This window comes from Burkholderia sp. LS-044, assembly GCF_004803625.1.
Taxonomy (GTDB): Bacteria; Pseudomonadota; Gammaproteobacteria; order Burkholderiales; family Burkholderiaceae; genus Burkholderia; species Burkholderia cepacia.
The window spans coordinates 439821-463125 of sequence record NZ_SSWO01000002.1 but is presented as its reverse complement, the minus strand read 5'-3'; the positions used below and the strand labels follow the sequence as shown (position 1 = coordinate 463125).

Sequence of the window (23305 nt, the reverse complement as noted above, 5' to 3'; positions counted from 1 at the left end):
GGTCGCCGCGCGCGGCACCGGCACGACATGCGCGCGGGGCCGCCTCCGATCCGCGCATCGCGCCACGATTTCGACGCCGCCGTTCGCATCATGAGTGCGCCCGCTTCCTCCCCCCGCCTGCGCGTGCTGCTCGTCACCGATACCGACAAGCCGATCGGCGAGCTCGGCGACGCGCTTGCGCAGCTCGGCTACGACATGCTGAACGACGTCGCGACGCCCGCGCGCCTGCCCGCCGCCGTCGAGGAGCAGCATCCCGACGTCGTGATCATCGATACCGATTCGCCGTCGCGCGACACGCTCGAGCAGCTCGCGGTCATGCATGCGACCGCGCCGCGCCCCGTGCTGATGTTCAGCCACGACGCCAACCAGTCGCTGATCCGCGCGGCGGTCGGCGCGGGCGTCAGCGCGTATCTCGTCGAAGGGCTGTCGGCCGAACGCCTTGCACCGATTCTCGAAGTCGCGCTCGCGCGCTTCTCGCACGACGATGCGCTGCGCCGCCGGCTCGCCGATGTCGAACGCGAACTCGCCGAACGCAAGCTGATCGACCGCGCGAAGCGGATGCTGATGGACCAGCGCAGGCTGTCCGAACACGACGCGTATGCGGCGCTGCGCAAGCGCGCGATGGACCAGGGCCTGCGCATCGTCGACGTCGCGCGGCAACTGCTCGACGCGTCACCCCAGTCATGACCGCCATGGATACCACCTCTCCCGTCGCGCCGGAACGCGCGCATCTTCGCCTCGGGTTCGTCGCGCTGAGCGACGCGGCCCCGCTGATCGTCGCACAGCACCTGAACCTCGGTGCGCGGCACGGCCTCACGCTCGAACTCAGCCGCCAGCCGTCGTGGGCCGCCGTCCGCGACAAGCTGCTGAGCGGCGAGCTCGACGCCGCGCACGCGTTGTACGGGCTGGTCTGCGGGCTGCAGCTCGGGATCGGCGGCCCGCAGGCCGACATGGCCGCGCTGATGGTGCTGAACCGCAACGGCCAGGCGATCTCGTTGTCGCGCGGCCTCGCCGACGCGTACCGCAACAGCGGCAGCGTGCGCGACGCGTTCGCGACGCTCGGCCGCAAGCCGCTCCTCGCGCAGACGTTCCCGACCGGCACGCACGCGATGTGGCTGAACCACTGGCTCGCGTCGCACGGCGTCGATCCGCTGCGCGACGTGCGCAGCGTCGTGATCCCGCCGCCCGAGATGGTGGCCGCGCTCGCCGGCGGCGAACTCGACGGCTTCTGCGCCGGCGAACCGTGGCATGCCGTGGCCGAGGCCTGCGACGCGGGGCGGACCGTCGCCGTCACGAGCGAGATCTGGCCCGATCATCCGGAGAAGGTGCTCGCGGCCCGGCGCGATTTCGTCGCGCTGTATCCGGCCACCGCGCGCGCGCTGATCCGCACGCTCGTCGATGCCTGCGCGTGGCTCGACAGCGCCACGCACCGTCGCGAGGCGGCCGGCTGGCTCGCGTCGCCCGACGCGCTCGGCGTGCCGGCCCGGCTGATCGCGCCGCGCCTGCTCGGCGACTACGGATCGGGGCCGTTCGCCGTGCCGCCGCTGCCGATCCGCTTCCACGACGGCGGCGCCGTGAACCGCCCCGATCCGCGCGAAGGCGAGTGGTTCCTGTCCCAATACCGGCGCTGGGGCATGCTCGACGGTTCGCACGACGACGCGGCGATCGCCCGCGCGATCGCGCAAACCGCGTTGTATGATGCTGCCGTCGCCGAAAGCGGCGCACCGGGCCCGTCGCGGGCGTGAGGCGCGCCGCGTAATGCAGGCGCCGCGCGCTCCCGCGCCACGCCTGCCCGGGCCGCCTGTCGGCGCCCGGCACGCGCCCCCGGGGCGCCGCACGACCCCTCCGTCCCCGATCCGATCCGATTCGATGCCGAAACCCACGCGCGCGCCGCTCGACGCGCTGCTCACTGAAATCCGCGCGTGCCGTGCCTGCGAAGCCGACCTGCCGCTCGGCCCGCGCCCGGTCGTGCGTGCCCATCGCGACGCGCGCGTCCTGATCGTCGGGCAGGCGCCGGGCGCACGCGTCCATGCGAGCGGCATCCCGTGGGACGATGCGAGCGGCAAGCGGCTGCGCGGCTGGCTCGACGTCGACGCCGACACGTTCTACGACGAAACCCGCTTCGCAATCGTGCCGATGGGCTTCTGCTACCCGGGCCGCGGCACGAGCGGCGACAACCCGCCGCGCCCCGAATGCGCGCCGCTGTGGATCGACCGGCTGCTCGCCGGGTTGCCGTCGATCCGGCTCACGCTGCTGATCGGCCAGTATGCGCAGCGGCATTTCCTGCGCGACGCGCGCAAGGCCACGCTGACGGACACCGTACACGCGTGGCGCAACTATGGCCCCGACGTGCTGCCGCTGCCGCATCCGTCGCCGCGCAACCAGGCGTGGTTCAAGCACCACCCCTGGTTCGACGCCGACGTCGTGCCCGAGCTGCGGCGCCGGGTCGCGCCGCTGGTCGCCCGGTAAACGAAATCACCGCCGTGTCGCGACGCTTCGCGACACCCCGTCATCCGTATCGAATCAAGCATGAACGACACCCCTACCGACCTCGACTTTGCCTGCAACGGCTGCGGCGGATGCTGCCGCGACCTGCGCATTCCGCTGACGATCGACGAGGCCACCGCGTGGCTGCAACGCGGCGGCCACGTGGAGCTGCTGTGCGACGCGATGCCGTGGCTCGTCGAGCCCGAGCCCGACAACGCGTTCGCCGCGTACAAACGCGCACGCTCGACCGCCGCGCTCAGCGGCTCGCTGCCCGTCCGCGTGACGGTCATGCTCACGGCGTCCCACGCGGGGCCGTGCCCGAACCTGCGCGACGACCTGCGGTGCGCGATCTACGACGAGCGACCGCTCGTGTGCCGGATCTACCCGGCCGAAGTGAATCCGTTCGTGCCGCTGGCACCGGCCGGCAAGCAATGCTCGCCCGACGCGTGGCAGCAAACGCCGTTCGTCCGCGGCGGCACGATCGTCGACGCGGCCACCCACGAGAACATCGCGCGCTCGCGCGCGGCGAGCGAAGCCGAAACGCCGCTGCGGGCACGGTTGTGCGAGAGGCTGGGGATCGACACCGCGGCCGTGGCCAACGAAGGGTTCGCGATCCACGCGCCGCCGGCCGCCACGCTGCTCGCCGCGCTGACGGATCTGCGCACATCGGAGTCCGCACCGGCCGGCGCCGACGCCACCACCGCCTGGACGCTGATCTCGAACCGCGCGACGACGGTGGACGCGCTCGCATCGGTCGGCGGGGCAAGCCGGCGCGCCGGCGGCGACAGCCCGCACGCCCGCTACCTCGGTTTCCACCCGGACGAATGACCGCCGCGCGGCACGCCGCGAGCGGTTCCGGGCCAGGCCGCAAGGTGGCACGGATCGCCGTCGCGCCCGGTTCGCTGTACCATCGCGGCTCAACCGCGTCACGACCAGCAGAATCCTTCATGCCCTCCACCGCCCCGCCGCGCCTGTACGGGATGCCCGAACGCAGCGACCGGCTCGACTTCTACATCCGCGACCAGGCGTCGCGCCAGGCGATCACCGAGCCGCACCGGCACGCGTATTTCCAGATCCAGTTCAATCTCGGCGGCGACACCGAGCAGCGGATCGGCGGCGTCACGCGGCCGTTTCCGCGCGGCGCGCTCGCGTTCGTGCTGCCGCACCGCGAGCACCTGATCCCGCATCCGGAAGGCGCGCACTTCATCGTGATCAACTTCAGCCAGGCGTTCCTGCGCGCCGATCTCGACGTCGACCCGCTCGACCTGGAGGACGTGCCCGCCCACCGCTTTCCCGAGCTGACGCCGTTCCGCTTCCAGGAACACCTCGACTTCATCCTGACCGGCGACACCTACGACGAAGCACGCCGCCTCGCGCTGTGCATGCTCGACACCGATCGCGTGCGCACGTTCGGCTCGACCACGTTGCTGCGCGGCTACCTGCTGCAGCTGATCGGGCTCGTCTGCACGCAGTACGCGGGCGCGCTCGACAAGCTCGCGCAGCGCGGCGCCCAGCGCGCCGGCCGGCGCGATGCGCTCGCGCGCGTGCTGCGGCACGTCCGCGCCAACCTCACCCGCGAGGACCTGACGCTCGCCGCGACCGCCGAAGCCGCGTTCCTGTCGCCCAACTACCTCGCGCACCTGGTTCGCAAGGAAACCGGCAGCACCTTCACCGATCTCGTGACGGAGCGCCGGATCGCGCTCGCGCAGTCGCTGCTGGCCCACACGAGCCGGCGCATCGCGGACATCGCCCGCTCGGTCGGCTTCCGCGACGAAGGGTATTTCGCGCGGCGCTTCCGCGCGCGGGTCGGCGTGTCGCCGAAGGCGTACCGCGACGCGAATGCCGCGCTGCCGGACGGCGACGACACGCCGGCAGCGCCCGACGCGTAGTTTTGTCCCGGTAAAACGCAGTTGCGTCGCATCCGGCCGCACGGGCGTCGGGTATCGTTGCACGCATGCCGGCCCGTGCGCCGCACGGGCGCGGCATCCGTCTTCCCACCGAACGAGGCCATCCGATGTCCGCCTATGTCATCGACGCTGCCGAGCGTCCTTCCGTCGAAGTCGACCAGTCGTCCGCGCGCTTTCCGGTGCGCCGCGTCTTCTGCGTCGGCCGCAACTACGCCGACCACGCGCGCGAAATGGGCGCCGATCCCGACCGCGAACCGCCGTTCTTCTTCACGAAGCCTGCCGACGCGATCGTCCCGGCCAGCGGCACCGTCCCCTATCCGCCGCTGACGAACGACCTCCATCACGAAATCGAGCTGGTCGTCGCGATCGGCAAGGACGGGCGGTCGATCGACCCGGCCGACGCGCTGTCGCACGTATGGGGCTACGGCGTCGGCGTCGACCTCACGCGCCGCGACCTGCAGGCCGAAGCGAAGAAACTGAGCCGTCCGTGGGACTGGGCGAAAGGCTTCGACGCGTCGGGCCCCGTGACCGCGCTGCGGGCGGCGTCGGCCACCGGTCATCCGGCCAAGGGCCGCATCTGGCTCGCGGTCAACGGCGACACGCGCCAGCAAGGCGACCTGGCCGACATGATCTGGGCCGTGCCCGATGTCATCGCGTACGTGTCGCGCTCGGTCGAATTGAAGGCCGGCGATTTGATCTTCACGGGCACGCCGGCCGGCGTCGGCGCGCTGCAACCGGGCGACCGCGTGACGGGCGGCGTCGACGGCGTCGCGACGTTCGAGTTCGTCGTGGGCGCGAAGCCGTAAGCCATAAGCCGTGACGCAGCAAGCACGGCGGCCGCCCGCGCGGGGCCGCCGTGCGATATCCCGATTTCGGTCAGTCGTAGCGGCGCAGGAATGCGTCGACGACGGCCGGCGGGTTCAGCGCTTTCGCCGATTCGTTTTCCAGCGCTTCGGCCGCGTCGTCGTCGCTGATCGACACGAACAGCGTGATCGCCGCCCGTTCGTCGCCGGTGCCGAACAGGCCCTCGCGGTCGAGCAGGCGCAACGCACCGATCATGTCGGCGTGCAGTTGCCGCGAAAATTCCGGGAATCTCGACCGGACAAACTGCGGGCTCAGCACGTCGTCGGCGAGCTTGCCGCAGATCGCATTGAACGGCGACGCTTCCGCCGCCGCATACGCCCATTCCGAAAAGCCCCACGCATACCACGGGTCGTCATCCGCGACGGCCTGCTGCTCGCGGACCCGGCGCAGCCCCTCGACCGAATTGGCGGCCGGCACCACCGTCATCGCGCCGCTGTCGGTGTACAGCGCGAACGCGTAGAAATGCTCGTCCGGGTGCAGCGCCCTGAATGTCGCTCTCGCGGCGTCGGCAATGTCTCGCTGGAAATCAGAAAAGTCGCTCATCGCTCCCTCGTCCAACCGCCCTTCGCGCGCCGGAGCATGCTTGGCGCGCGGCGGGTTCGTCGTCTCCCGATATGCGATCGATTGTCCGCCAATCGCCAGCGGCACGGTAGCGGTGCCCGCACCCATGCCCGCACCGATGCCCGATCCGGCGCGGCGATGCTGCGTATTCGCGTTCACCGCCCGGCGTCCCGCGCGTCGAACACCCGCACGCAGACGGCCGCCGCCAGCGCGATCGCGGCCGACAGCAGCATCATCGCCAGCGGCGCATAACCCGCGTTGCCGGGCGTCAGTACCGCCCCCGTCAGCGATGAAAGCGCGGCGCCGCCGGCGATCGTCATCGCACCGGCCAGCCCCGACGCGCTCCCGGCCAGCGCCGGACGCACCGACACCGCGCCGGCATGGGCACCGGGATTCGTCAGTCCGTTGCCGATGCCGACCAGCACGCACGGCCCGAACCACGCGATCGCATGCGTCGCGCCGCCGAACATCGACGCGAGGCCGATCAACGGTCCCGCGCATGCAACGATCCGACCGCACAGGATCGTCGTGGCCAGCGCGAAGCGGCGCGCGTAACGCGCGGCCAGGAAGCTGCCGCACACGAAGCCGGCCGTGATGGTTCCCATGTAGAAGCCGATCTCCGCGGGCGCGATGCCGAACACCGTTTGCGCGGCCAGCGGCGCGCCGGCCAGGAACGCGTAGAACGAGCCGGTCGAAAACGCCATGCACAGCGCGTAGGCCCAGAAACGGCGCGCGCGCAGCAGCGCCGGATACGCGCGAAGCTGCTGCCCGAGGCTCGACGACCGGTTCGCATGGGTTTCGACGAAATTGAACCCGCACCAGACGAACAGCGCGACGCCCGCCGCGCCGAGCAGCCAGAAGCTCGCGCGCCAGCCCGCCGTCTGGTCGAGCGCGCCGCCGAGCGTCGGGCCGAGCATCGGCGCGAACGCGGCCGCCATCGCCGCATAGCCGATCCGGCTCGCCGCGCGCGCACCGCCGCCGGTATCCCGGATCGTCGCCATCGACACCGGATAAACCGACGTGATCGCCGCCTGCATCAGCCGGCATGCCAGAAACACCCGGATATCGGTCGCCATCGCACAGCCGAGCGAGCCGAGCGCGAAGATGCCGACGCTCGCCAGCACGACCGGCCGCCGCCCGAACCGGTCCGACAGCGGCCCCATCACGAACTCCAGCGACGCGGCCACCGCCGCGTAGCCGCCGAGTGAAAGCGCGACGAGCGCATAGTCGGCGCGCAGGTCGCGTGCGATTGCCGGCAGCGACGGCAGGAACAGGCTCAGCGGCAGCACCGAGCACGCGCACAGCAGGATCAGCGTCGCGTGCCTCGGCGACGCCCGTTCGGAAGCGATCGGCAGGTTCGGTTGCAAGCGGATGTCCTCCGCGCACGTGCCGCACGGCCGTGCGCAATGCAAAAAAAAAGCCCCCGAACGAGTCGGGGGCGCAGGGATGCCGGCGCGGTGCCGCTACCGGACCCTGCGCCTGTGTACGACTACGATGAAGGTTGCTGCTTTCATGCCGGATGGCTCCTGGTTGCCTGGCTGGCTTGGTGCGATGTCGGACGATACCGGACGATGGTAGGCGGACGATACCGACCGCGTCAACGCCCTAACGCGCACGCACCGACACGAACCTCCGCGCGTTGTTCCGCTGGATCAGCACCGCGATCACGCTGCCGCCGTTCGCTTCGAGCGACTGCACGTCGTCCGGCGTCTCGAGCAGCGTGTCGTTGAGCTCCAGCACGACGTCGCCCGGCCGGATGCCCGCGTTCGCCGCCGGGCCGTGCACCGCGTCCACCATCATCCCGACCGCGAGCCCGGTCGAGCGGCGCTCGTCGTCGCTCAGCGCGTGCATCGTCAGCCCGAGGCGGTCGCCGCCGTCGCCCGCGCCCGCGCCCGCACTCGCTCCCGCTCCCGGCCCCGGTCGTGCGGCCGCCTTCGGCGCGGCCATGCCGACGGTCGTGCCCGCGTTGCCGGCGGCCTCGTCGGCGCCCGTGATCGTCAGCCTCACCGGCGCACGATTGCGGATCACGCGCAGCGGCGTCTTCTGGCCTGGCGGCAGCGCGGCCGCCAGGTCGTTCAGCTCGGCCGAACGGCCGATCGTCTTGTCGCCCAGCTTGACGATCACGTCGCCGGGCCTCACGCCGGCCGCGGCGGCCGGCGAGCCGGGCGCGACGCCGTTGACGAGCGCGCCCGCCGGACGCGGCAGCCCGAACGCGGCGGCCAGCCCGATGCCGACATCCTGCACGTCGACGCCAAGCGCGTTGCCGGACGATGGATCGCCCGGCTCCTGGGACTGCTGCGCCTGCATCTGCTTCTGCAGTTGTGCACGCACCTTTGCGGCAAACGCGATCGGAATCGCGAACGTCATGCTCGCGTAGCGGTCGGTGCCCGTATACACCTGCACCGCAATGCCGATCACGTCGCCCGCGCGATTGAATACGGGGCCGCCCGAGTTGTCGGGGTTCGGGGCGATGTCGGTTTCGAAGAACGGAAACGTGCTGCCGTCCGGCAGCCGGTGCGACGTCGCGCTGACGATGCCGGCCGTGACCGTATTGCCCGATCCGTCCGGCGCGCCGATCGTCATCACCGGTTCGCCCGCGCGTACCTTCGCCGAATCGCCGATGCGCACGAACGGCAGTTTCGTCGCGGTAACGCGCAGCACGGCGACGTCGCTTTGCGGATCGACGGCCAGCACGGTCGCCTTGAATTCGCGGCGGTCCGTGAGCCGCACGGTCACGTCGGTCGCATCGTCGACCACGTGCGCGGAGGTGAGGATCAGGCCGTCGGCGCTGACGATGAAACCCGAGCCGGTGCCCGATACCGCACGCGGCGCCGTGTCGGGTGCCGGCGTCTGCGGGCCCTGCGCGGGAGGCGGCGCGCCGCGCCGGAAGAATGCGGCGAGCGGATCGTCGGGATCGAGGATCGTGAACGACTGGACACCGGCCTGCTGGTCGGGTGCGGCGGTCGTGACGGTCACGACCGCCGGGCCGTAGCGGTCGACGATCGCCGGAAAATCGACCGGCATCGCATAAGGCATCGCACCCGGCCTTTGCTTCGTCGCGGGTGGCGTGGCGGATGGCGAGAGGGTTCCGGAAACGGCGGCCGGCGAAGGCAGCAAACAGCCGGCAAACACGCCCCCGATCAACGCGGTGCGAAGCACGGCGCGAGCAAGCGTCTGGCGAACCACGGTGCACCTCCCCCGGGAGTCGCGGCGCCGACATGCGCGAGACGCGCAGGCGCCTGACAAGCACCGGTACACGCATCCATTTATAGTCCACGCGGCCTGTTCGAACATACGAATCGAAACCCGTATGCCGGGCGGCACGGCGGGCGCGGAGCCGCGACGGCGTTCGTTTCGAACAAAGTGCGCGGTTCGTCAATCCGCACAAGTCCGATTGTCGTGTGCGGCGGTGGGCGGTTTGTGCCGGTATGCGGAGCCGAACCCGGCGGCTGCATCCGGTCGATGGACGAAAAACGGCCCGCTGACAGCGGTGAACTTGCTGCTGCCGACCGCCGAGAAGCGGTATCGAGTCAAAGGTCGGCGGCTTCCTGCACCTGGTCGCCGCGCCGCCGGCTCAGGCAACGCGTACGCACGTCACGCCCCGCCCACCCGCTCCGCGATCGCCGACAGCATCCGCAACATCGGCTCGAACGCGTCGGCCGACGTATTGCCGAAACCGAGCACCAGCCCGTTGCCTGCCGATGCCGCATCGATCGAAAAGCCCGACAGCGGGAACGGCCCGATGCCGTGGGCGCGCGCCGCGTCGACGATCGCGCGATCGCGGTAGCGCGCAGGCATCCGCAGCGCGAGATGCAGCCCGCACGGGCCGCCCTCGATCTGGTGCGGCACGCTCAGGCTGCCGTCGAGCGCGGCGAGCAGCAACCGCCGCCGGTCGCGGTACAGCCGGCGCATGCGGCCGAGATGCCGGCCGTACTCGCCCGTCTCGATGAAATCCGCCAGCGCGAGCTGCACGTGGCGCGTGCCGCCGCGCAGCATCTCCGGCAGCACCGGCCGCACCGCGGCCAGCAGCGCGTCGGGCAGCACGAGAAAACCGATGCGCAGCGCCGGAAACATCGTCTTGCTGAACGAGCCGAGATAGACGACGGGCGAATCGGGCGCGAGCCCGTGCATCGCGCCGATCGGCTCGCCGGTGTGACGGAATTCGCTGTCGTAGTCGTCCTCGATGATCCACGCGCGATGCCGGCGCGCGGCATCGATCAGCGCGAGCCGGCGCGAGATCGACAGCACGGCGCCGGTCGGGAACTGGTTCGACGGCGTCGTATAGACGAGGCGCGGCGTCCGCTCGCGCCAGTCGTCCGCTTCGGCGCGCATCCCTTCCGCGTCGACCGGCATCGGCACGACGTCGAGGTCGGCCGCCTGCATCGCGGTGCGCGCGCCGCGATAGCCGGGCTCCTCGACCCACACCGTGTCGCCCGGGTTCGTCAGCAGCTGCGCACACAACGAGATCGCCCCCTGCGCGCCCTCCGTGATCACGATCTGCTCGGGATCACAGCGCACGCCGCGCGTCACGGCCAGGTGGCGCGCGATCGATTCGCGCAGCGCGCGCTCGCCGAGCGGATCGCCGTAGCCGAGCAGGTCGCGGCCGCTGCGGCGCAGCGCTCGGTCGATCGCGTGGCGCCACGCGTCCACCGGGAAGTGCGTCAGCGCGGGCACGCCCGGCCGGAAACCCTCCGTTTCGCCGGTGCCGATGCGGCTCGGGCGAATGCGGCCGAGCCGCTGCGCGACGGCCGGCGGCGCGGCACGCCGGCGCGGCGGCGCCGGCCGCGACAACCCGACGACACGCGTGCCGCGGCGGTCGGACTGCAGGAAGCCTTCGGCGACGAGCTGCTCGTAGACGGCGGCCGTCGTATTGCGCGACACGCCGAGCATCTCGGCCAGCGCACGCGTGCCGGGCAGCCGGGTGCCGGCCGGCATCGCGCCGCCGAGAATCGCGTCGCGCACGCGGCGCAGCAACTGACGCTGCAGCGAGGGCGCGCCCGGCGTGCGCGCCAGCGGCGCGTCGAGCGGCAGCAACGGCGCGTCGCCGGAAGGCAGGATTGTCGTCATCGGAATATCGCAGCGTGAAAATGTCGGAACGTGGCGGACGGCTAGTTGCGCACGGCCGGTTGCGCACGGCCAGCGGCGCACGGCTCGTGGCACCATAAATTTGCCGATCCCTGGCGCTTCTCATGGTACCTCGCCACGACTACGATCGTCTGCATGCCGGCATGTCGCCGGCCGCCAACCGAAGCGAGATCGACCTTGTCCACGCTCACCAACGCTTTCCAGCAATCCATCGGCCACCCCGTTCCCGACTGGTCCGCGCGCCCGCGCCCGGAGCGCATCGTGCTCGAAGGCCGCTACTGCCGGCTCGAACCGCTCGACGCCGAGCGCCACGCGGCCGACCTGTACGCCGCCTACGCCCAGGCGCCGGACGGCAGCGACTGGACCTATCTCGCACACGGCCCGTACACCGAAGAGTCGAGCTACCGCGACTACGCGCGCGGCGCGCAGGCGAGCGCGGATCCGCTGCACTACACGGTGATCGACCTTGCCACGGGCCGCGCGGTCGGCACGCTCGCGCTGATGCGCATCGATCCGGCCAACGGCGTGATCGAGGTCGGCTCCGTCACGTTCTCGCCGCTGCTCAAGCGCACGCCCGTCTCGACCGAAGCGCAGTTCCTGCTGATGAAGTACGCGTTCGACACGCTCGGCTACCGGCGCTACGAATGGAAATGCGACGACCTGAACGTGCCGTCGCGCAAGGCCGCCGCACGGCTCGGCTTCCGCTACGAAGGCACGTTCCGGCAGGCGATCATCTACCGCGGCCGCAATCGCGACACCGCGTGGTTCTCGATCATCGACGGCGAATGGCCGGATGTCCGCGCCGCGTTCGACGCGTGGCTCGCACCGGAAAACTTCGATGCGCAGGGCAAGCAGCGCCAGTCGCTCACCGCGATCCGCCACGCGCAGGCGAGCGCGCGCGATGCGGCCGGCCGCGCGCACGACGCGACGCGCGTCACGGTGCGCCCGCTCGTCGCCGCCGACGAAGCCGCGTGGCGCCCGCTGTGGCAGGGTTATCAGAAGTTTTACGACACCGCGCTGAGCGACGCGGTGTTCGCGACGACGTGGGCCCGCCTGATGGATCCTGCCGAGCCGATGTTCGTGCTCGGCGCATTCGACGCATCGGGGGCGCTGGTCGGGATCGTGCATTCGATCTACCACCGCTCGTGCTGGACCGAAGGGCCGTACTGCTATCTGCAGGACCTGTACACCGCGCCCGACGCACGCGGGCAAGGCGCAGGCGGTGCGCTGATCGAGGCCGTGTACGACCATGCCCGCGAAGCCGGCGCGAGCCGCGTGTACTGGCTCACGCACGAAACCAACACGACCGCGCGCGCGCTGTACGACAAGCTCGCGAACAACGCCGGGTTCATCCAGTACCGGCACGACGTAAAGAAATGACGTGATGCCGCGGCCGGCCGGCGTTCAGCCGCGAACGTCGGCCGGGGCGTATGCGTCGTCACCGTCCACCGTGACGCCACACGCCGCGCCGGTTGCACCGGGCACCGACGCCGGGCGGATCATCTCGTCGCCATTGGCCGGCACGGGCCGCCGCACCGGCCGGAACACCGGCTCGCCCGGCTCGATCGGCTGCCCCGAGATCGCGCAACGGCCCGGCTGCAACGCGACGCGCAAGCGCCAGCGCTGTTCGCCGTAATGGCAACGGCCGCTCTCGACCCAGCGAACCAGCAGCGCGTCGTCGCCGGCCTCCAGCACCGTGACGAACAGTTGCGGACGCAACGGCGAGACGGCCGCAGCGGCATGCTCGGGAGCAGGCGCTCCGCCGAGCGTCGCGAGCGGATGCGCGGCGCCGCCGCGCGGCGGCATCGCATCGTGTTCGACCCGTGCCGGCGCATCGCACGGCACGTCTTCTTCGCAAATCAGGCTTTCCATGGTGTTGAGCATGCTTGACGGATTTCCGTGCAGGTTGAACGGCGCCGCGCTCAGCGCCGGCCCATCGGTTCGCGCAGCAGCGACAGGCCGATCGCCGCGCCGGTGACGGCGGCCGCGAGCATCAGTCCGATGCCGCCCGACCAGCCGAATGCACCGACGATCGAGCCGATCGCCAGCGGCCCGATCACCTGTCCGAGATAGTTGCCCTGCACGACCCAGCCGATGCTCAGCGGCGCCAGCGACGGCGTCGGCGCGGAGCCCGGCGCGCACGCGAGGATCGTCGCCGGCAGCATCCCCGCGATCGCCGAGAACGCGAAACCCAGCGCGACCGCGAGCGGTGCCGGTGTGGCCGCGCTGAAGAGCCCCGCGCCCGCCGCGCCGATCGCGACCGACGTCGCAGCCATGACGATCCCCGGCCGTGCGCCGCGCGACAGCAACCAGCCGGCCGTCAGGTTGCCGATCACGCACGCGGCGACGATCGCCGCGCTGATCAGCCCCGCCGCGCCGACCGCGACGCCGAGGCGCTGCATCAGGAAAACCGGCAGGAACGTCATCGCCGCGAAGAACTGCACGTTGTAGGTGGCGAAGCCCAGCGCGAGCAGCGTGGTCGACCGCGACGCGAGCACGTCGCGCAGCGCGGGCCCGATGCGCGGCGCCGCGGCCTGCCGAGCCGGCGCACCGGCGGACGTCGTGACGGGCACCGCGGCGGCCGCGGCGAGCGTCAGCGCCGAAGCCGCGAGCCAGCCGTTGCGCCAGCCGCCGAGCAGCGGCCCGACCAGCATCGACAACGCCATGCCGGCCGGCATGAACGTGCTCCACAGCCCGAACGCGAGATTGCGCCGCTCGGGCGGCGTCACGCGATTCAGCACGGCCGGCGCGGCGACCACCACGATCACGAAACCGAGCCCCTCGGCGAAGCGCGTGGCGAGCAGCAGCGCGAAACTGCCGGCCGACGCGCCGGCGACACTCGACAGGCCGAGGATCACCAGGCCCGCGATCAGCATCCGCCGGTCGCCCCAGCGCCGTACCAGCAGGCCGGCCGCGATGCCGCCGAACACGCCGACGAACGGAAACACCGACATGATCCCGCTCAGCGAAGCGAGCGAGCCGCCGAACTCGTGCTGCAGCGACGGCAACGCGATCGTCGCCTTGCCGACGTGCAGCGCGGACACGATGCTCGCCAGCACGACGTTCGCGACGGCGGCCCGGTAGCTGCGCGACGGCAGCGTCGCGGCATCGGCCGCGACAGGCGATTCGGTCATCTCCACCTCCGTTGGAGCGGCCGCGTGCAACGGGGTGCGTCACGCGTCCGCGATCGGACTGGCGCACATGATACAAATTGAAGTTAACTTCAAGTAAAGGGGTATCGCGCGCAACGATCCGTTTCGCCGATCGCGGCAATGGGCCCGCGCGGCGGCGAGCGGCCGCCTGATTTAAGCTGTCGGCTTCGCCCCGACCACGTTGCGCCCGCATGCCGACCGCCTATCCCGCTCCCGACGCCCCGCTTCCGCTCGACGCAGCCTGGTCGACCTTCCCCCGCCGCAAGGCCGCCGTGCGCATCTTCGTCGCCGGCTACTGCGCCGCACGCGACCGGCGCGATGCGCCGCTGCAAGACGGCCCGGACGGCCAGGTCGTGCGGTTCGACGCCGGCATGGGGCGGCCTTTCGAGCACTTCGTGATCGAGGGCGCGCCCGCGTACGGCGACGGCCCGTTCACCGTCGGCGCGTGGATCACGCGCTACGGCGCCGCGCCGCTGCCGCCCGCACTGGAAGGCAGGACACGCCGGTTGTCGGACGAGCATTTCATGGCCGCCGATATCGACACGCTGTCCGGCGACGATGCACTCGCGCAGGCGCTCGGATGCCACACGCCGCGCGACATCGAAGCGTTCAATGCGGACGCCCCGTTCCCGCCATTCCAGCCGAATCCGGCCGCGTTCCTGTTCGCGCATCGCCTGGACGGGCAGATCGCCGCCACCGCACGCTACGGATTTGCGTCGGCGCACGACATCGTCGTCGACCGCGTCGCGACGGCAGATGCGTACCGCCGCCGGGGGCTCGCGATGCAGTCGCTCGCCGCGATCGTCGCGCACGCACGGCAACGCGGCGCGCAGCGCGTGTGGCTCGTGTCGACCGAGGCCGGCCTGCCGCTGTACCGCGCCGCCGGATTCACGCGGCTCGCACCGGTCGCCGTCGACGAAATCGTCGCCTGACCGCGCGTCGAACGGCGCCGCGCGTCTCGCGATTCGTCTCATTGCACTGAGACAAACGTCCCAGCGTCTCACCGGCGTGCCGTTCAGCAGTTGCAGCAAATTTCGCGCGCCTCCCCCGTCGAATCATTTCCTGTCAACGGAACAAGCGAATGGTGCATCGCATCACGCACGTTCCGTTGAATCGCCATCCGGCGTACCCGCTCGAGCTGGCCCCGTTCCTGCATACCGGTCGATCGCGCAATCGCGCAACGGGCGCACCGGCCAACCATGCCGCGTGCCCGACGACAACCTGACGGAGACAGCAACGTGAGTACACCGGCATCGACCACCGCCCCCAGCATGAAGGCCGCCGTCTGGCACGGCCGCCACGACATCCGCGTCGAACAGGTTCCCGTTCCGGCGCGCCCGCCGGCCGGCTGGGTCACGATTCGCGTGCACTGGTGCGGGATCTGCGGCTCCGACCTGCACGAATACGTCGCGGGCCCCGTCTTCATCCCGGTCGACGCGCCGCATCCGCTGACGGGCCTGAAGGGCCAGTGCATCCTCGGCCACGAGTTCAGCGGCGAGATCGCCGAGCTCGGCGCGGGCGTGACCGGCTTCGCGGTCGGCGACCGCGTGACGGCCGACGCATGCCAGCATTGCGGCACCTGCTGGTATTGCCGGCACGGGCTGTACAACATCTGCGAGAACCTCGCGTTCACCGGGCTGATGAACAACGGTGCGTTCGCCGAATACGTGAACGTGCCGGCCGAGTTGCTGTACAAGCTGCCCGACGGTTTCCCGACCGAGGCCGGCGCGCTGATCGAGCCGCTCGCGGTCGGGCTGCATGCGGTCAAGAAGGCCGGCAACATCGTCGGGCAGACCGTCGTCGTGGTCGGCGCGGGCACGATCGGCCTGTGCACGATCATGTGCGCGAAGGCCGCGGGCGCCGGGCGCGTGATCGCGCTGGAGATGTCGGCCGCGCGCAAGCAGAAGGCGCTTGAGGTCGGCGCGAGCGTCGTCATCGATCCGAAGACGTCCGACGCGATCGCCGAAGTCAAGGCGCTGACCGACGGCTACGGCGCCGACGTGTCGTTCGAGTGCATCGGGCACACGGCCACGGCGAAGCTCGCGATCGACGTGATCCGCAAGGCCGGCAAGTCGGTGATGGTCGGCATCTTCGAGGAGCCGGCACCGTTCAACTTCTTCGACATCGTGTCGACCGAAAAGGAAGTGATCGGCTCGCTCGCGTACAACGGCGAGTTCGCGGACGTGATCCGCTTCATCGCGGACGGCCGCATCGACGTGCAGCCGCTCATCACCGGGCGCATCGCGCTCGGCGACATCGTCTCGCACGGCTTCGAGGAACTGGTCAATCACAAGGACCGTAATGTGAAGATCATCGTTCGGCCCGCCGTCGCCTGACCGCTCGCGCGGCCGCGGCACCGATTCGCGCCGCGGCACGCCTGCTGCAGCATCGTCCTGAAGCGTCGCCCGTACACGGGCGGCGCACCTGCCTGCCATTCCCGTCCAGCCCCCTCTTTGCCGCCGTCGTCCGAAGCGGACTTGATGCCGCACTTCACGACAGACGCGCGGATCAATAATATTCGTAATCCAAACCATCTGCCGTAGCGCGCCACGGGTTCGATACGCGATCAGGGTTTCTCCGGATCAAGCGCGATTCGCCCGATGTCGACAGGGCACTGACGCAAGGCGATCCTGTGCAACGCGAGATCCGGCCTCCCGGCCGGGATCGCGGCCGCCCCGTGAAGGTGGCCGCCCCCCCACAAAACCTTACGGCGTCACGGCGCCGACAGGCCGAGAATACGGGCCCACCCGGGACAGCTTGCAAACATGGTGTGTCATGAATCGTTCATTCTCGTTTAGCCGGGACCACGCATACAACATTCGATCGCTGACGATCCTGCAGAAGACGCATATCGGCTTCGCGCTCGTCACCACGCTGCTGGCCTTGCTCTGCGGCACCATCATCTGGGGGAGTTTCCGGCAATACCGGCAGGAAAACGCCGACCTGCAGAGCTTCGAATTCGTCCGCGGCGCGATGAGCGCCGCCAACGTGATCTCGGCCGAACGCGGCCCGACGAACGACCTGCTGGTGCGCCTGCAGGACGACGGCGCCGCCGAGATCCGCAACCTGCTCGCCGCGCGCGCGCGTTCCGACAACGCGCTCGACCGTTTTCGCGCCGGCATCGCGCAGGCAGCCGTGCTCGACGACCGCGAGCGCGGCAACCTGCTGCATGCACTCGACTCCGTCCGGATGACGCTTGCCGATGCGCGTGCCGAAGTCGATGCGCTCGACGCGCGGCCGCTCGCGTCACGCAGCGTTCACGATATCCAGCACGCGCAGGCGCGCCTGTTCCGGATCGTCGACACGCTGTCGCTGCTGATCGACGGCGCGATGAGCGACACGGCGATGCGCGACCCGCGCACGTCCGGTGCGATCCTGCTCGCGCGGCTCCTCGGCGATCTTCGGGAATACGCGGGGCGCACGGGTTCGCTGCTGATCGCGCCGATGTTCGCGCGGCAGGCGCTCGATCGCGCGCAGCTCGCGGACATCATGCGGATGCGCGGCCGCATCGAGCAATTGCGCGCGCTGATCGACGGCGCGATCGGCACGCAGCTCGACGACCCCGACGTCGCACGCGAATATGCGCAGCTCAACGCGGCCTTCGACGCGCACATCCTGCCGCTCGTCGACGCGACCGTCGCCGGCGGCCGGGACGGCGCGTATGCCATGAGCGCCGCCGATTTTTCCCGCGCGATCGTGCCGCATTTCCGGCCGAGCGAGCTGCTGCGCGACCGCGTGATCGACCTTGCCCGGCATCGCGCGATCGGCGACCGGAACGCCGCCCGGATCAGGGTCGGGGTGTCGGCGTTCGCCACGACGCTGTGCATCGCGATCCTGGCCTCGCTCGCGCGCGGCATGCAGCGGCTGCTGTCGAAGCCGCTCGATGTGCTCGGCCGCCGGATCGTCGCGCTCAGCGAAGGCGATACGTCGCACGTCGCGATGCCGCGCGGCGTCGGGCCCGAGATCGCGCGGATCCACGACTCGCTGGAAACGTTGCGCAACGCGACCGTCCGCCGCGACATGCTCGAGCGCCAGCGCAACGACATGCTGACGCTGTTTTCGCACGACATGCGCGCCCCGCTGACATCGCTGATCATCCTGATCGACACGCAGGCGCAGCGGGCGGGCGACGCGCAGATGAAGCAGCAGTTCGCGAGAATCGCCAGGCTGGCGCGGCACACGCTGGCGATGGCCGACGGTTTCGCGCAGCTGTCGCGTGCGGAGGCGAGCGAATACGAACGCGTGCCGGTCAACCTCGCCGACCTGATGAACGAGGCACGCGATGCGGTGTGGCCGCTCGCGCACCGGAAATCCATGTCGATCGACGACGTGCCGCGGCGCGACGACACGATCGTGCCGGGCGACCCGGCGCTGCTGTCGCGCGCGCTGATCAACCTGCTGGACAACGCCATCAAGTACAGCCCGCCGCTGACGAGCATCGAATGCAAGGTCGAGCCGGGCGCCGACGGCAAGACCGTGCGCTGCACGATCCGCGACAGCGGGTGCGGAATCAGCAGCGCGGACCAGACGCGGCTGTTCGAGCGCTACCGGCGCTTCCGCACCGCCGGCCAGCCGGAAACCAGCGGCGTCGGGCTCGGCATGGCATTCGTCAAGGCCGTCGTCGAACGGCACGGAGGCCACATCCACGTGCACAGCGTCGTGCTGCAGGGCACCACCATCACGATCACGCTGCCGGCCGCGGCGGCGCCATGACGACGGTGCCGCCGGTGCCGGCGGAAAGCGGCCGAAGCCGTGCCGCAGCCCCGCGCGATTCTTCGATATACTGGACCGAACCCTTTTCGGGGCAACCGGTGGCCACCACACCCATTGCGCGTTCGCCCCAACCTGCGTGGAATTGCTCACCGTGAAACCGCGAGCCGGACTGATTCTCGAACTCTTCGTCAACCTGGTGCTGCCCTGGGTTGCCTACCGGGCCGCGCAGCCGTATTTCGGCGAAACCGGCGCGCTGTACGCGTCGGCGGTCCCGCCGGTCATCTGGTCGATCGTCGAATTCATTCGCTCGCGCCGCGTCGATGCGGTGGCGGCCATCGTGCTGCTCGGCATCGCGCTGTCGATCATCGGGATGGCGTTCGGCGGCAGCGCACGCACGCTGCTGATGCGCGAATCGCTCGCGTCGGGCACGATCGGCGTCGTGTTCCTGCTGTCGCTGTTCCGCGAACGCCCGCTGATCTTCTATCTCGCGCGCGCCACCATCGCCCGCGAGATGGATGGCGGTGCCGCGCATTTCGAAGCGGTCTGGAACGCGCAGCCGGGGCTGCGGCAGATGCTCCGGCGCATGACCTTCGTCTGGGGCGGGTTCATGACACTGGAAATGCTGCTGCGCTGCTGGATGGTCGTGACCTGGCCGGTCGAACGCGTGCTGGTCGTGTCGCCGATCATCGGCTATACCGTGTTCGGCTGTCTGCTGACGTGGACGTTCTGGTACCGGCGGCGGATGCGCGTGCGCAACAGCGTCCACATCCCGGGCCGCGACGGCGTCACCGAAACCGCCGGCCGCTGACGGCTCCCGGCCGGCATGACCGGAAGGCTGCTGTATGATGCGCGGCGTCTCGTCCGACGAATGCCGCTCCTGTCATGTCCCTCTCGCTCCTTCCATCCGCCACGATCTGGCTCGCCCTGTTCGCGGCCGCCGCGTTTGCATGGCATCGCCCGCAGCACGGGCTGAGCGTCGGCCTTGCCGCGCTCGGTTGTGCGTGCGCGCTGGCGTTCGGCAAGCTCGCGCCGCTCGCGCTGGCGCCGCTCGCGTTGCTGGCCGCGGCCGCCTGGGGCGTGATACCCGGGCGCCCGCACGCGGTGCGCATCGCCGCGCACGCCGTCTTCGCCGCACTCGCGGTCGCGCTCAGCCTGCACCTGCTTCCCGGCTTCCACAATCCCCTCGTGATCGCCCCGACGCGCTTCACGCCGGATGCCGTCCCGTTCACGATGTACCTGAACCTGGACAAGCCGCTCGTCGGCCTGTGGCTGGTGTGGGTGCTGCCTTGGGTCGCCCCGGACGTCCCGCTGTCGCGCGCGCTGCGCACCGGCGCGGTGGCGGCCGTCGCCACGGCGGCCGCGTGCCTGGCCGGCGCGCTCGCGTTCGGCATGGTCGGCTGGGCGCCCAAGTGGCCGGCGTCGGGCTGGCTGTGGCTCGTCAATAACCTGCTGCTCGTGACGCTCGCCGAGGAGGCGCTGTTCCGCGGCTACGTGCAGGGCGGGCTGACGCGCGCGTTCGGTGCGTTCGCGTGGGGGCCATGGGCCGCGCTGGCGATCGGCGCGGTGCTGTTCGGCGCCGCGCATGCGGCCGGCGGCTGGTCATGGATCGTGCTCGGCACGGTGGCCGGCGTCGGCTACGGCCTCGCATGGCGGCGCGGCGGACTGCTCGCGTCCGCGCTCGCGCATGCGGGGCTCAACGTCGTCCATTTCGGACTGTTCACCTACCCGATGCTCGCCGCCGCGCGCTGACGGCCGCGCGGCGGCGCCGCTCAATCGAACCCGGCGACCGCGTGCGGCACGTACGGGCGCTCGAGCGTGGCGATCTCGTCGTCGGTCAGTTTCAGTTCGAGCGCGGCCAGTGCGTCGTCCAGTTGCCGCGGCTTCGAAATACCGACGATCGGCGCGGTGACTCCGGCCTTCTGCGCGACCCACGCGAGCGCCACCTGCGCACGCGGCACGTTTCGTGCGGCCGCGATCGTCGCAACGGCGTCGACGACCGCCCTGTCCGACTCCGCCGTCGCGTCGTAAAGCCGCTGGCCGACCGCGTCGCTCTGCTGCCGCTCGGTCGACTCGTCCCAGTTGCGCGTCAGGCGGCCGCGCGCGAGCGGGCTCCATGGAATCACCGCGATCCCCTCGTCTGCGCACAGCGGCAGCATTTCCCGCTCTTCTTCCCGATACAGCAGGTTCAGGTGGTTCTGCATGCTGACGAAGCGGGTCCAGCCGTGCTGCTTCGACGTATGCAGCGCCTTCGCGAACTGCCACGCGGACATCGACGACGCGCCGATATAACGCGCCTTGCCGGCCTTCACGACGTCGTGCAGCGCCTCGAGTGTCTCCTCGATCGGCGTACCGTAATCCCAGCGGTGAATCTGGTAGAGATCGACGTAATCGGTGCCGAGCCGCTTCAGGCTCTGGTCGATGTCGGTCATGATCGCCTTGCGCGACAACCCCGCGCCGTTCGGCCCCGGCCGCATCCGGTAGAACACCTTGGTCGCGATCACGATCTCGTCGCGTTTCGCGAAATCGCGCAGCGCGCGGCCGACGATCTCCTCCGACGTGCCGTCCGAATAGATGTTCGCGGTATCGAAGAAGTTGATGCCGGCTTCGACCGCCCGCTGGATGATCGGGCGGCTCTCCGCTTCCGGCAGCGTCCACGGGTGCGAGCCGCGCGACGGTTCGCCGAACGTCATGCAACCCAGCACCAGGCTGGACACTTCCAGCCCTGTCGATCCGAATTTCACGTATTCCATTGCACGCCTCGCCATTGAAGTTGAGCTGACGGCCGGATGCGCGCCGCGCATCGGCCGGACCGTCGCATGGTATCCCGGGCGGCAAAAAGACGTGCGGCGTCGCCGCATCGGACGAAGGGGCGTTCGCCGGCGCGAGGTCGCGAGGCCGCGCGGGGCGCCGGCTGCGCGGGCCGCTTACTTGGCCTGGTCGGCGATCGGCTGCAGGAACGCGGAAAAGCCGGTCAGCATGATCTGCACGCCGATGCACAGCAGCAGGAACGCCGACACGCGCTTCGCGACCTTGGTGCCTTCGCTGCCGAGGTAGCGCGACAGCAGCGCGGAGCGGCTGTAGACCTGCCAGATCACGACCGCGACCAGCACGGACACGGCGATCGACACGATGCTCGACAGCATGAACTCCGACAGCTTGTGCGTGCGGTTCGCGTTCAGCGCGATCGCGGTCGCGATCGAGCCGGGGCCGACCGTCAGCGGCACGGTCAGCGGGAAGAACGCGCGCGTCATGATCGCGTTCGCGTCGATCGGCTTGACCGGCGTGTCGCCGCCGCCCGGCCCGTCGGGTTCGTTCAGCATCTGCCAGCCGGCCACGGCAACCGCGAAGCCGCCGCCGATCCGCAGCGCTTCCATGGAAATCCCGAAGAAATGCAGCACCGGCGTGCCGGCGAAAAACGCGACCAGCAGCACGATGAACGAGTTGAACGCGACCTTCCGGGCGAGCAGGTCCCGCTCGTGTTCGGTGAGCGCCTCGGTCCGTTCGAGAAACAGGAACGCGATGCCGATCGGGTTGATGATGCCGATCAGGCCGGTGAAGCCGAACAGGATCTCGGAGATAAGGCGGTTGACGATCATCGGATGAAGAATCGGTCGGGGCTGGGCCGGCGGGGCGCCGGGGGTCACGCATTGTAGAGCAAGCGCCCGCGGCGCAAAATGCGGGCTCGCCCGTTGCGCCGCCGATCGTCTCCGCTTGCGCTTATTCGGCGCCCGCCTCCCATGCCGGCGGCCGCTTCGCGAAGAACGCGGCGAAGCCTTCCTTCGCTTCCGGCGTCGCCCGCACGCGGGAGATCGTCTGCGCGGTGAACGCCGCGCGCTCGTCGGACGACGGATACTCGCCGATCGTGTCGAAGAAGCGCTTGATCTCCATCAGCGCGTTCGGGCCGTTCCGGCCGAGTTCAGCGAGCGTCCGGTCGAGCGCTTCGTCGAGCGACTCGAGCGGCACGGCCTGGTGGATCAGGCCGATCGCGACCGCCTCGCCGGCGGCGAGCTGCGTCGCGGTGAGCGCAAGCCGCCGCGCCTGGCGCTGGCCGACCGCCTCGACCAGATACGGCCCGATCACGGCCGGCAGGATCCCGAAGCGTGCCTCGCTGACCGAGAAGCGTGCGTGATCGCTCGCAATCACGATGTCGCACGCCGCGCACAGGCCGACGCCGCCGCCGAACGCGTGACCTTGCACGCGCGCCACCGTCGGCTTCGGGCATTGCCGGATCGCGCGCATCATCGCGGCGAACCGCTCCGCATCGCGCAGGTTCGCGGCCGCGTCGTTCGCGCTCGCGCGCTGCATCCACTGCAGGTCGGCGCCGGCGCAGAACGCGCGGCCGTCCGAACGCAGCACGATCGCGCGCACGTCGTCACGTGAGCCGAGCGTGGTGAACGCGTCGGTCAGTTCGGCGATCATCGTCTCGTCGAACGCGTTGAGCACGTCGCCGCGCTGCAACGCGACGGTTGCGATGCCGCGCGCATCGACCGTGACGGCCAGGGTCTTCAATCCATCCATCGAACAGGTTTCCTCGGG

General features: G+C 70.4%; 21 protein-coding genes. 12 read left to right on the top strand and 9 right to left on the bottom strand.

The annotated features are described in order from the left end of the window. Positions 1-90: 90 nt before the first annotated feature. The 6 genes from E9536_RS07215 to E9536_RS07190 all read left to right on the top strand — a co-directional run bounded on the left by E9536_RS07215 (position 91) and on the right by E9536_RS07190 (position 5200). Positions 91-687 carry an ANTAR domain-containing protein gene (locus tag E9536_RS07215; RefSeq protein WP_042977474.1) on the top strand — a complete coding sequence of 199 codons (597 nt, stop codon included), beginning with the start codon at positions 91-93 and terminating at the stop codon, positions 685-687. Between the two features lie 5 nt (positions 688-692). Next, positions 693-1745 (top strand): CmpA/NrtA family ABC transporter substrate-binding protein, encoded by a 1053-nt coding sequence (locus E9536_RS07210; RefSeq protein ID WP_124544099.1) that lies wholly within the window; start codon positions 693-695, stop codon positions 1743-1745. A 124-nt stretch (positions 1746-1869) separates the two neighbouring features. Further along, on the top strand, positions 1870-2469 hold the full coding sequence (locus E9536_RS07205) for a uracil-DNA glycosylase family protein (RefSeq protein ID WP_136469576.1): 600 nt from the start codon (positions 1870-1872) through the stop codon (positions 2467-2469). Positions 2470-2529: 60 nt separating this feature from the next. Continuing rightward, positions 2530-3315 carry a YkgJ family cysteine cluster protein gene (locus E9536_RS07200; protein WP_136469575.1) on the top strand — a complete coding sequence of 262 codons (786 nt, stop codon included), beginning with the start codon at positions 2530-2532 and terminating at the stop codon, positions 3313-3315. Positions 3316-3434: 119 nt separating this feature from the next. Next, positions 3435-4376: a helix-turn-helix transcriptional regulator gene (locus E9536_RS07195; protein ID WP_027791818.1), complete on the top strand. Its 942-nt coding sequence runs from the start codon at positions 3435-3437 to the stop codon at positions 4374-4376. 125 nt (positions 4377-4501) lie between these two features. Next, the gene (locus tag E9536_RS07190; RefSeq protein WP_059683801.1) at positions 4502-5200 is read left to right on the top strand and encodes a fumarylacetoacetate hydrolase family protein; all 699 of its coding nucleotides are present in this window, start codon (positions 4502-4504) and stop codon (positions 5198-5200) included. A gap of 70 nt (positions 5201-5270) precedes the next feature. Here the strand turns inward: E9536_RS07190 and E9536_RS07185 are convergent, their stop codons facing one another. From E9536_RS07185 to E9536_RS07170, 4 genes are all read right to left on the bottom strand, one after another. After that, entirely contained in the window at positions 5271-5801 is a 531-nt protein-coding gene (locus tag E9536_RS07185) for a DUF4303 domain-containing protein (RefSeq protein WP_136469574.1), read from the bottom strand. 173 nt (positions 5802-5974) lie between these two features. Further along, a complete protein-coding gene (locus E9536_RS07180) occupies positions 5975-7186 on the bottom strand; it encodes an MFS transporter (RefSeq protein WP_136469573.1) in 1212 nt (403 codons plus the stop codon). Between the two features lie 238 nt (positions 7187-7424). Continuing rightward, positions 7425-9005, bottom strand: a complete 1581-nt coding sequence (locus tag E9536_RS07175) for a trypsin-like peptidase domain-containing protein (protein WP_136469572.1) — start codon at positions 9003-9005, stop codon at positions 7425-7427. A 408-nt stretch (positions 9006-9413) separates the two neighbouring features. Next, positions 9414-10886: a PLP-dependent aminotransferase family protein gene (locus E9536_RS07170; RefSeq protein ID WP_060206707.1), complete on the bottom strand. Its 1473-nt coding sequence runs from the start codon at positions 10884-10886 to the stop codon at positions 9414-9416. A 195-nt stretch (positions 10887-11081) separates the two neighbouring features. Between E9536_RS07170 and E9536_RS07165 the strand changes: the two genes are divergently transcribed. After that, positions 11082-12284, top strand: a complete 1203-nt coding sequence (locus E9536_RS07165) for a GNAT family N-acetyltransferase (protein ID WP_136469571.1) — start codon at positions 11082-11084, stop codon at positions 12282-12284. A gap of 24 nt (positions 12285-12308) precedes the next feature. Here the strand turns inward: E9536_RS07165 and E9536_RS07160 are convergent, their stop codons facing one another. Both E9536_RS07160 and E9536_RS07155 read right to left on the bottom strand, forming a co-directional pair. Next, a complete protein-coding gene (locus tag E9536_RS07160) occupies positions 12309-12788 on the bottom strand; it encodes a DUF3331 domain-containing protein (protein WP_136469570.1) in 480 nt (159 codons plus the stop codon). A gap of 38 nt (positions 12789-12826) precedes the next feature. Continuing rightward, positions 12827-14038, bottom strand: a complete 1212-nt coding sequence (locus E9536_RS07155) for an MFS transporter (protein WP_027791826.1) — start codon at positions 14036-14038, stop codon at positions 12827-12829. A 209-nt stretch (positions 14039-14247) separates the two neighbouring features. On the opposite strand from E9536_RS07155, the gene E9536_RS07150 reads away from it, so the two are divergent. From E9536_RS07150 to E9536_RS07125, 5 genes are all read left to right on the top strand, one after another. Beyond that, positions 14248-14988: a GNAT family N-acetyltransferase gene (locus E9536_RS07150; protein WP_136469569.1), complete on the top strand. Its 741-nt coding sequence runs from the start codon at positions 14248-14250 to the stop codon at positions 14986-14988. 339 nt (positions 14989-15327) lie between these two features. Continuing rightward, positions 15328-16392, top strand: coding sequence for a 2,3-butanediol dehydrogenase (locus E9536_RS07140; protein WP_042978224.1), 1065 nt, complete (start codon positions 15328-15330; stop codon positions 16390-16392). A gap of 439 nt (positions 16393-16831) precedes the next feature. Next, on the top strand, positions 16832-18769 hold the full coding sequence (locus E9536_RS07135) for a HAMP domain-containing sensor histidine kinase (protein ID WP_136469568.1): 1938 nt from the start codon (positions 16832-16834) through the stop codon (positions 18767-18769). 151 nt (positions 18770-18920) lie between these two features. Next, positions 18921-19577, top strand: coding sequence for a VC0807 family protein (locus tag E9536_RS07130; protein WP_027791830.1), 657 nt, complete (start codon positions 18921-18923; stop codon positions 19575-19577). 74 nt (positions 19578-19651) lie between these two features. Next, positions 19652-20518, top strand: coding sequence for a CPBP family intramembrane glutamic endopeptidase (locus tag E9536_RS07125; protein WP_136469567.1), 867 nt, complete (start codon positions 19652-19654; stop codon positions 20516-20518). A 20-nt stretch (positions 20519-20538) separates the two neighbouring features. Here the strand turns inward: E9536_RS07125 and E9536_RS07120 are convergent, their stop codons facing one another. The 3 genes from E9536_RS07120 to E9536_RS07110 form a co-directional block, all read right to left on the bottom strand. After that, positions 20539-21519, bottom strand: a complete 981-nt coding sequence (locus E9536_RS07120; protein ID WP_027791832.1) for an aldo/keto reductase — start codon at positions 21517-21519, stop codon at positions 20539-20541. A gap of 174 nt (positions 21520-21693) precedes the next feature. Further along, a complete protein-coding gene (locus E9536_RS07115; protein ID WP_021162011.1) occupies positions 21694-22365 on the bottom strand; it encodes a MarC family protein in 672 nt (223 codons plus the stop codon). Between the two features lie 121 nt (positions 22366-22486). Beyond that, on the bottom strand, positions 22487-23287 hold the full coding sequence (locus E9536_RS07110; protein ID WP_060195481.1) for an enoyl-CoA hydratase-related protein: 801 nt from the start codon (positions 23285-23287) through the stop codon (positions 22487-22489). Positions 23288-23305: the final 18 nt, after the last annotated feature.

Excerpts from the sequence above, each read along its gene's own strand:
- E9536_RS07140 (WP_042978224.1), top strand. The coding sequence starts at position 15,328 with ATGAAGGCCGCCGTCTGGCACGGCCGCCACGACATCCGCGTCGAACAG.
- E9536_RS07155 (WP_027791826.1), bottom strand. The coding sequence starts at position 14,038 with ATGACCGAATCGCCTGTCGCGGCCGATGCCGCGACGCTGCCGTCGCGC.
- E9536_RS07205 (WP_136469576.1), top strand. The coding sequence starts at position 1,870 with ATGCCGAAACCCACGCGCGCGCCGCTCGACGCGCTGCTCACTGAAATC.
- E9536_RS07170 (WP_060206707.1), bottom strand. The coding sequence starts at position 10,886 with ATGACGACAATCCTGCCTTCCGGCGACGCGCCGTTGCTGCCGCTCGAC.
- E9536_RS07200 (WP_136469575.1), top strand. The coding sequence starts at position 2,530 with ATGAACGACACCCCTACCGACCTCGACTTTGCCTGCAACGGCTGCGGC.
- E9536_RS07120 (WP_027791832.1), bottom strand. The coding sequence starts at position 21,519 with ATGGAATACGTGAAATTCGGATCGACAGGGCTGGAAGTGTCCAGCCTG.
- E9536_RS07210 (WP_124544099.1), top strand. The coding sequence starts at position 693 with ATGGATACCACCTCTCCCGTCGCGCCGGAACGCGCGCATCTTCGCCTC.
- E9536_RS07110 (WP_060195481.1), bottom strand. The coding sequence starts at position 23,287 with ATGGATGGATTGAAGACCCTGGCCGTCACGGTCGATGCGCGCGGCATC.
- E9536_RS07215 (WP_042977474.1), top strand. The coding sequence starts at position 91 with ATGAGTGCGCCCGCTTCCTCCCCCCGCCTGCGCGTGCTGCTCGTCACC.
- E9536_RS07190 (WP_059683801.1), top strand. The coding sequence starts at position 4,502 with ATGTCCGCCTATGTCATCGACGCTGCCGAGCGTCCTTCCGTCGAAGTC.
- E9536_RS07160 (WP_136469570.1), bottom strand. The coding sequence starts at position 12,788 with ATGCTCAACACCATGGAAAGCCTGATTTGCGAAGAAGACGTGCCGTGC.
- E9536_RS07150 (WP_136469569.1), top strand. The coding sequence starts at position 14,248 with ATGCCGACCGCCTATCCCGCTCCCGACGCCCCGCTTCCGCTCGACGCA.
- E9536_RS07195 (WP_027791818.1), top strand. The coding sequence starts at position 3,435 with ATGCCCTCCACCGCCCCGCCGCGCCTGTACGGGATGCCCGAACGCAGC.
- E9536_RS07135 (WP_136469568.1), top strand. The coding sequence starts at position 16,832 with ATGAATCGTTCATTCTCGTTTAGCCGGGACCACGCATACAACATTCGA.
- E9536_RS07125 (WP_136469567.1), top strand. The coding sequence starts at position 19,652 with ATGTCCCTCTCGCTCCTTCCATCCGCCACGATCTGGCTCGCCCTGTTC.
- E9536_RS07115 (WP_021162011.1), bottom strand. The coding sequence starts at position 22,365 with ATGATCGTCAACCGCCTTATCTCCGAGATCCTGTTCGGCTTCACCGGC.
- E9536_RS07185 (WP_136469574.1), bottom strand. The coding sequence starts at position 5,801 with ATGAGCGACTTTTCTGATTTCCAGCGAGACATTGCCGACGCCGCGAGA.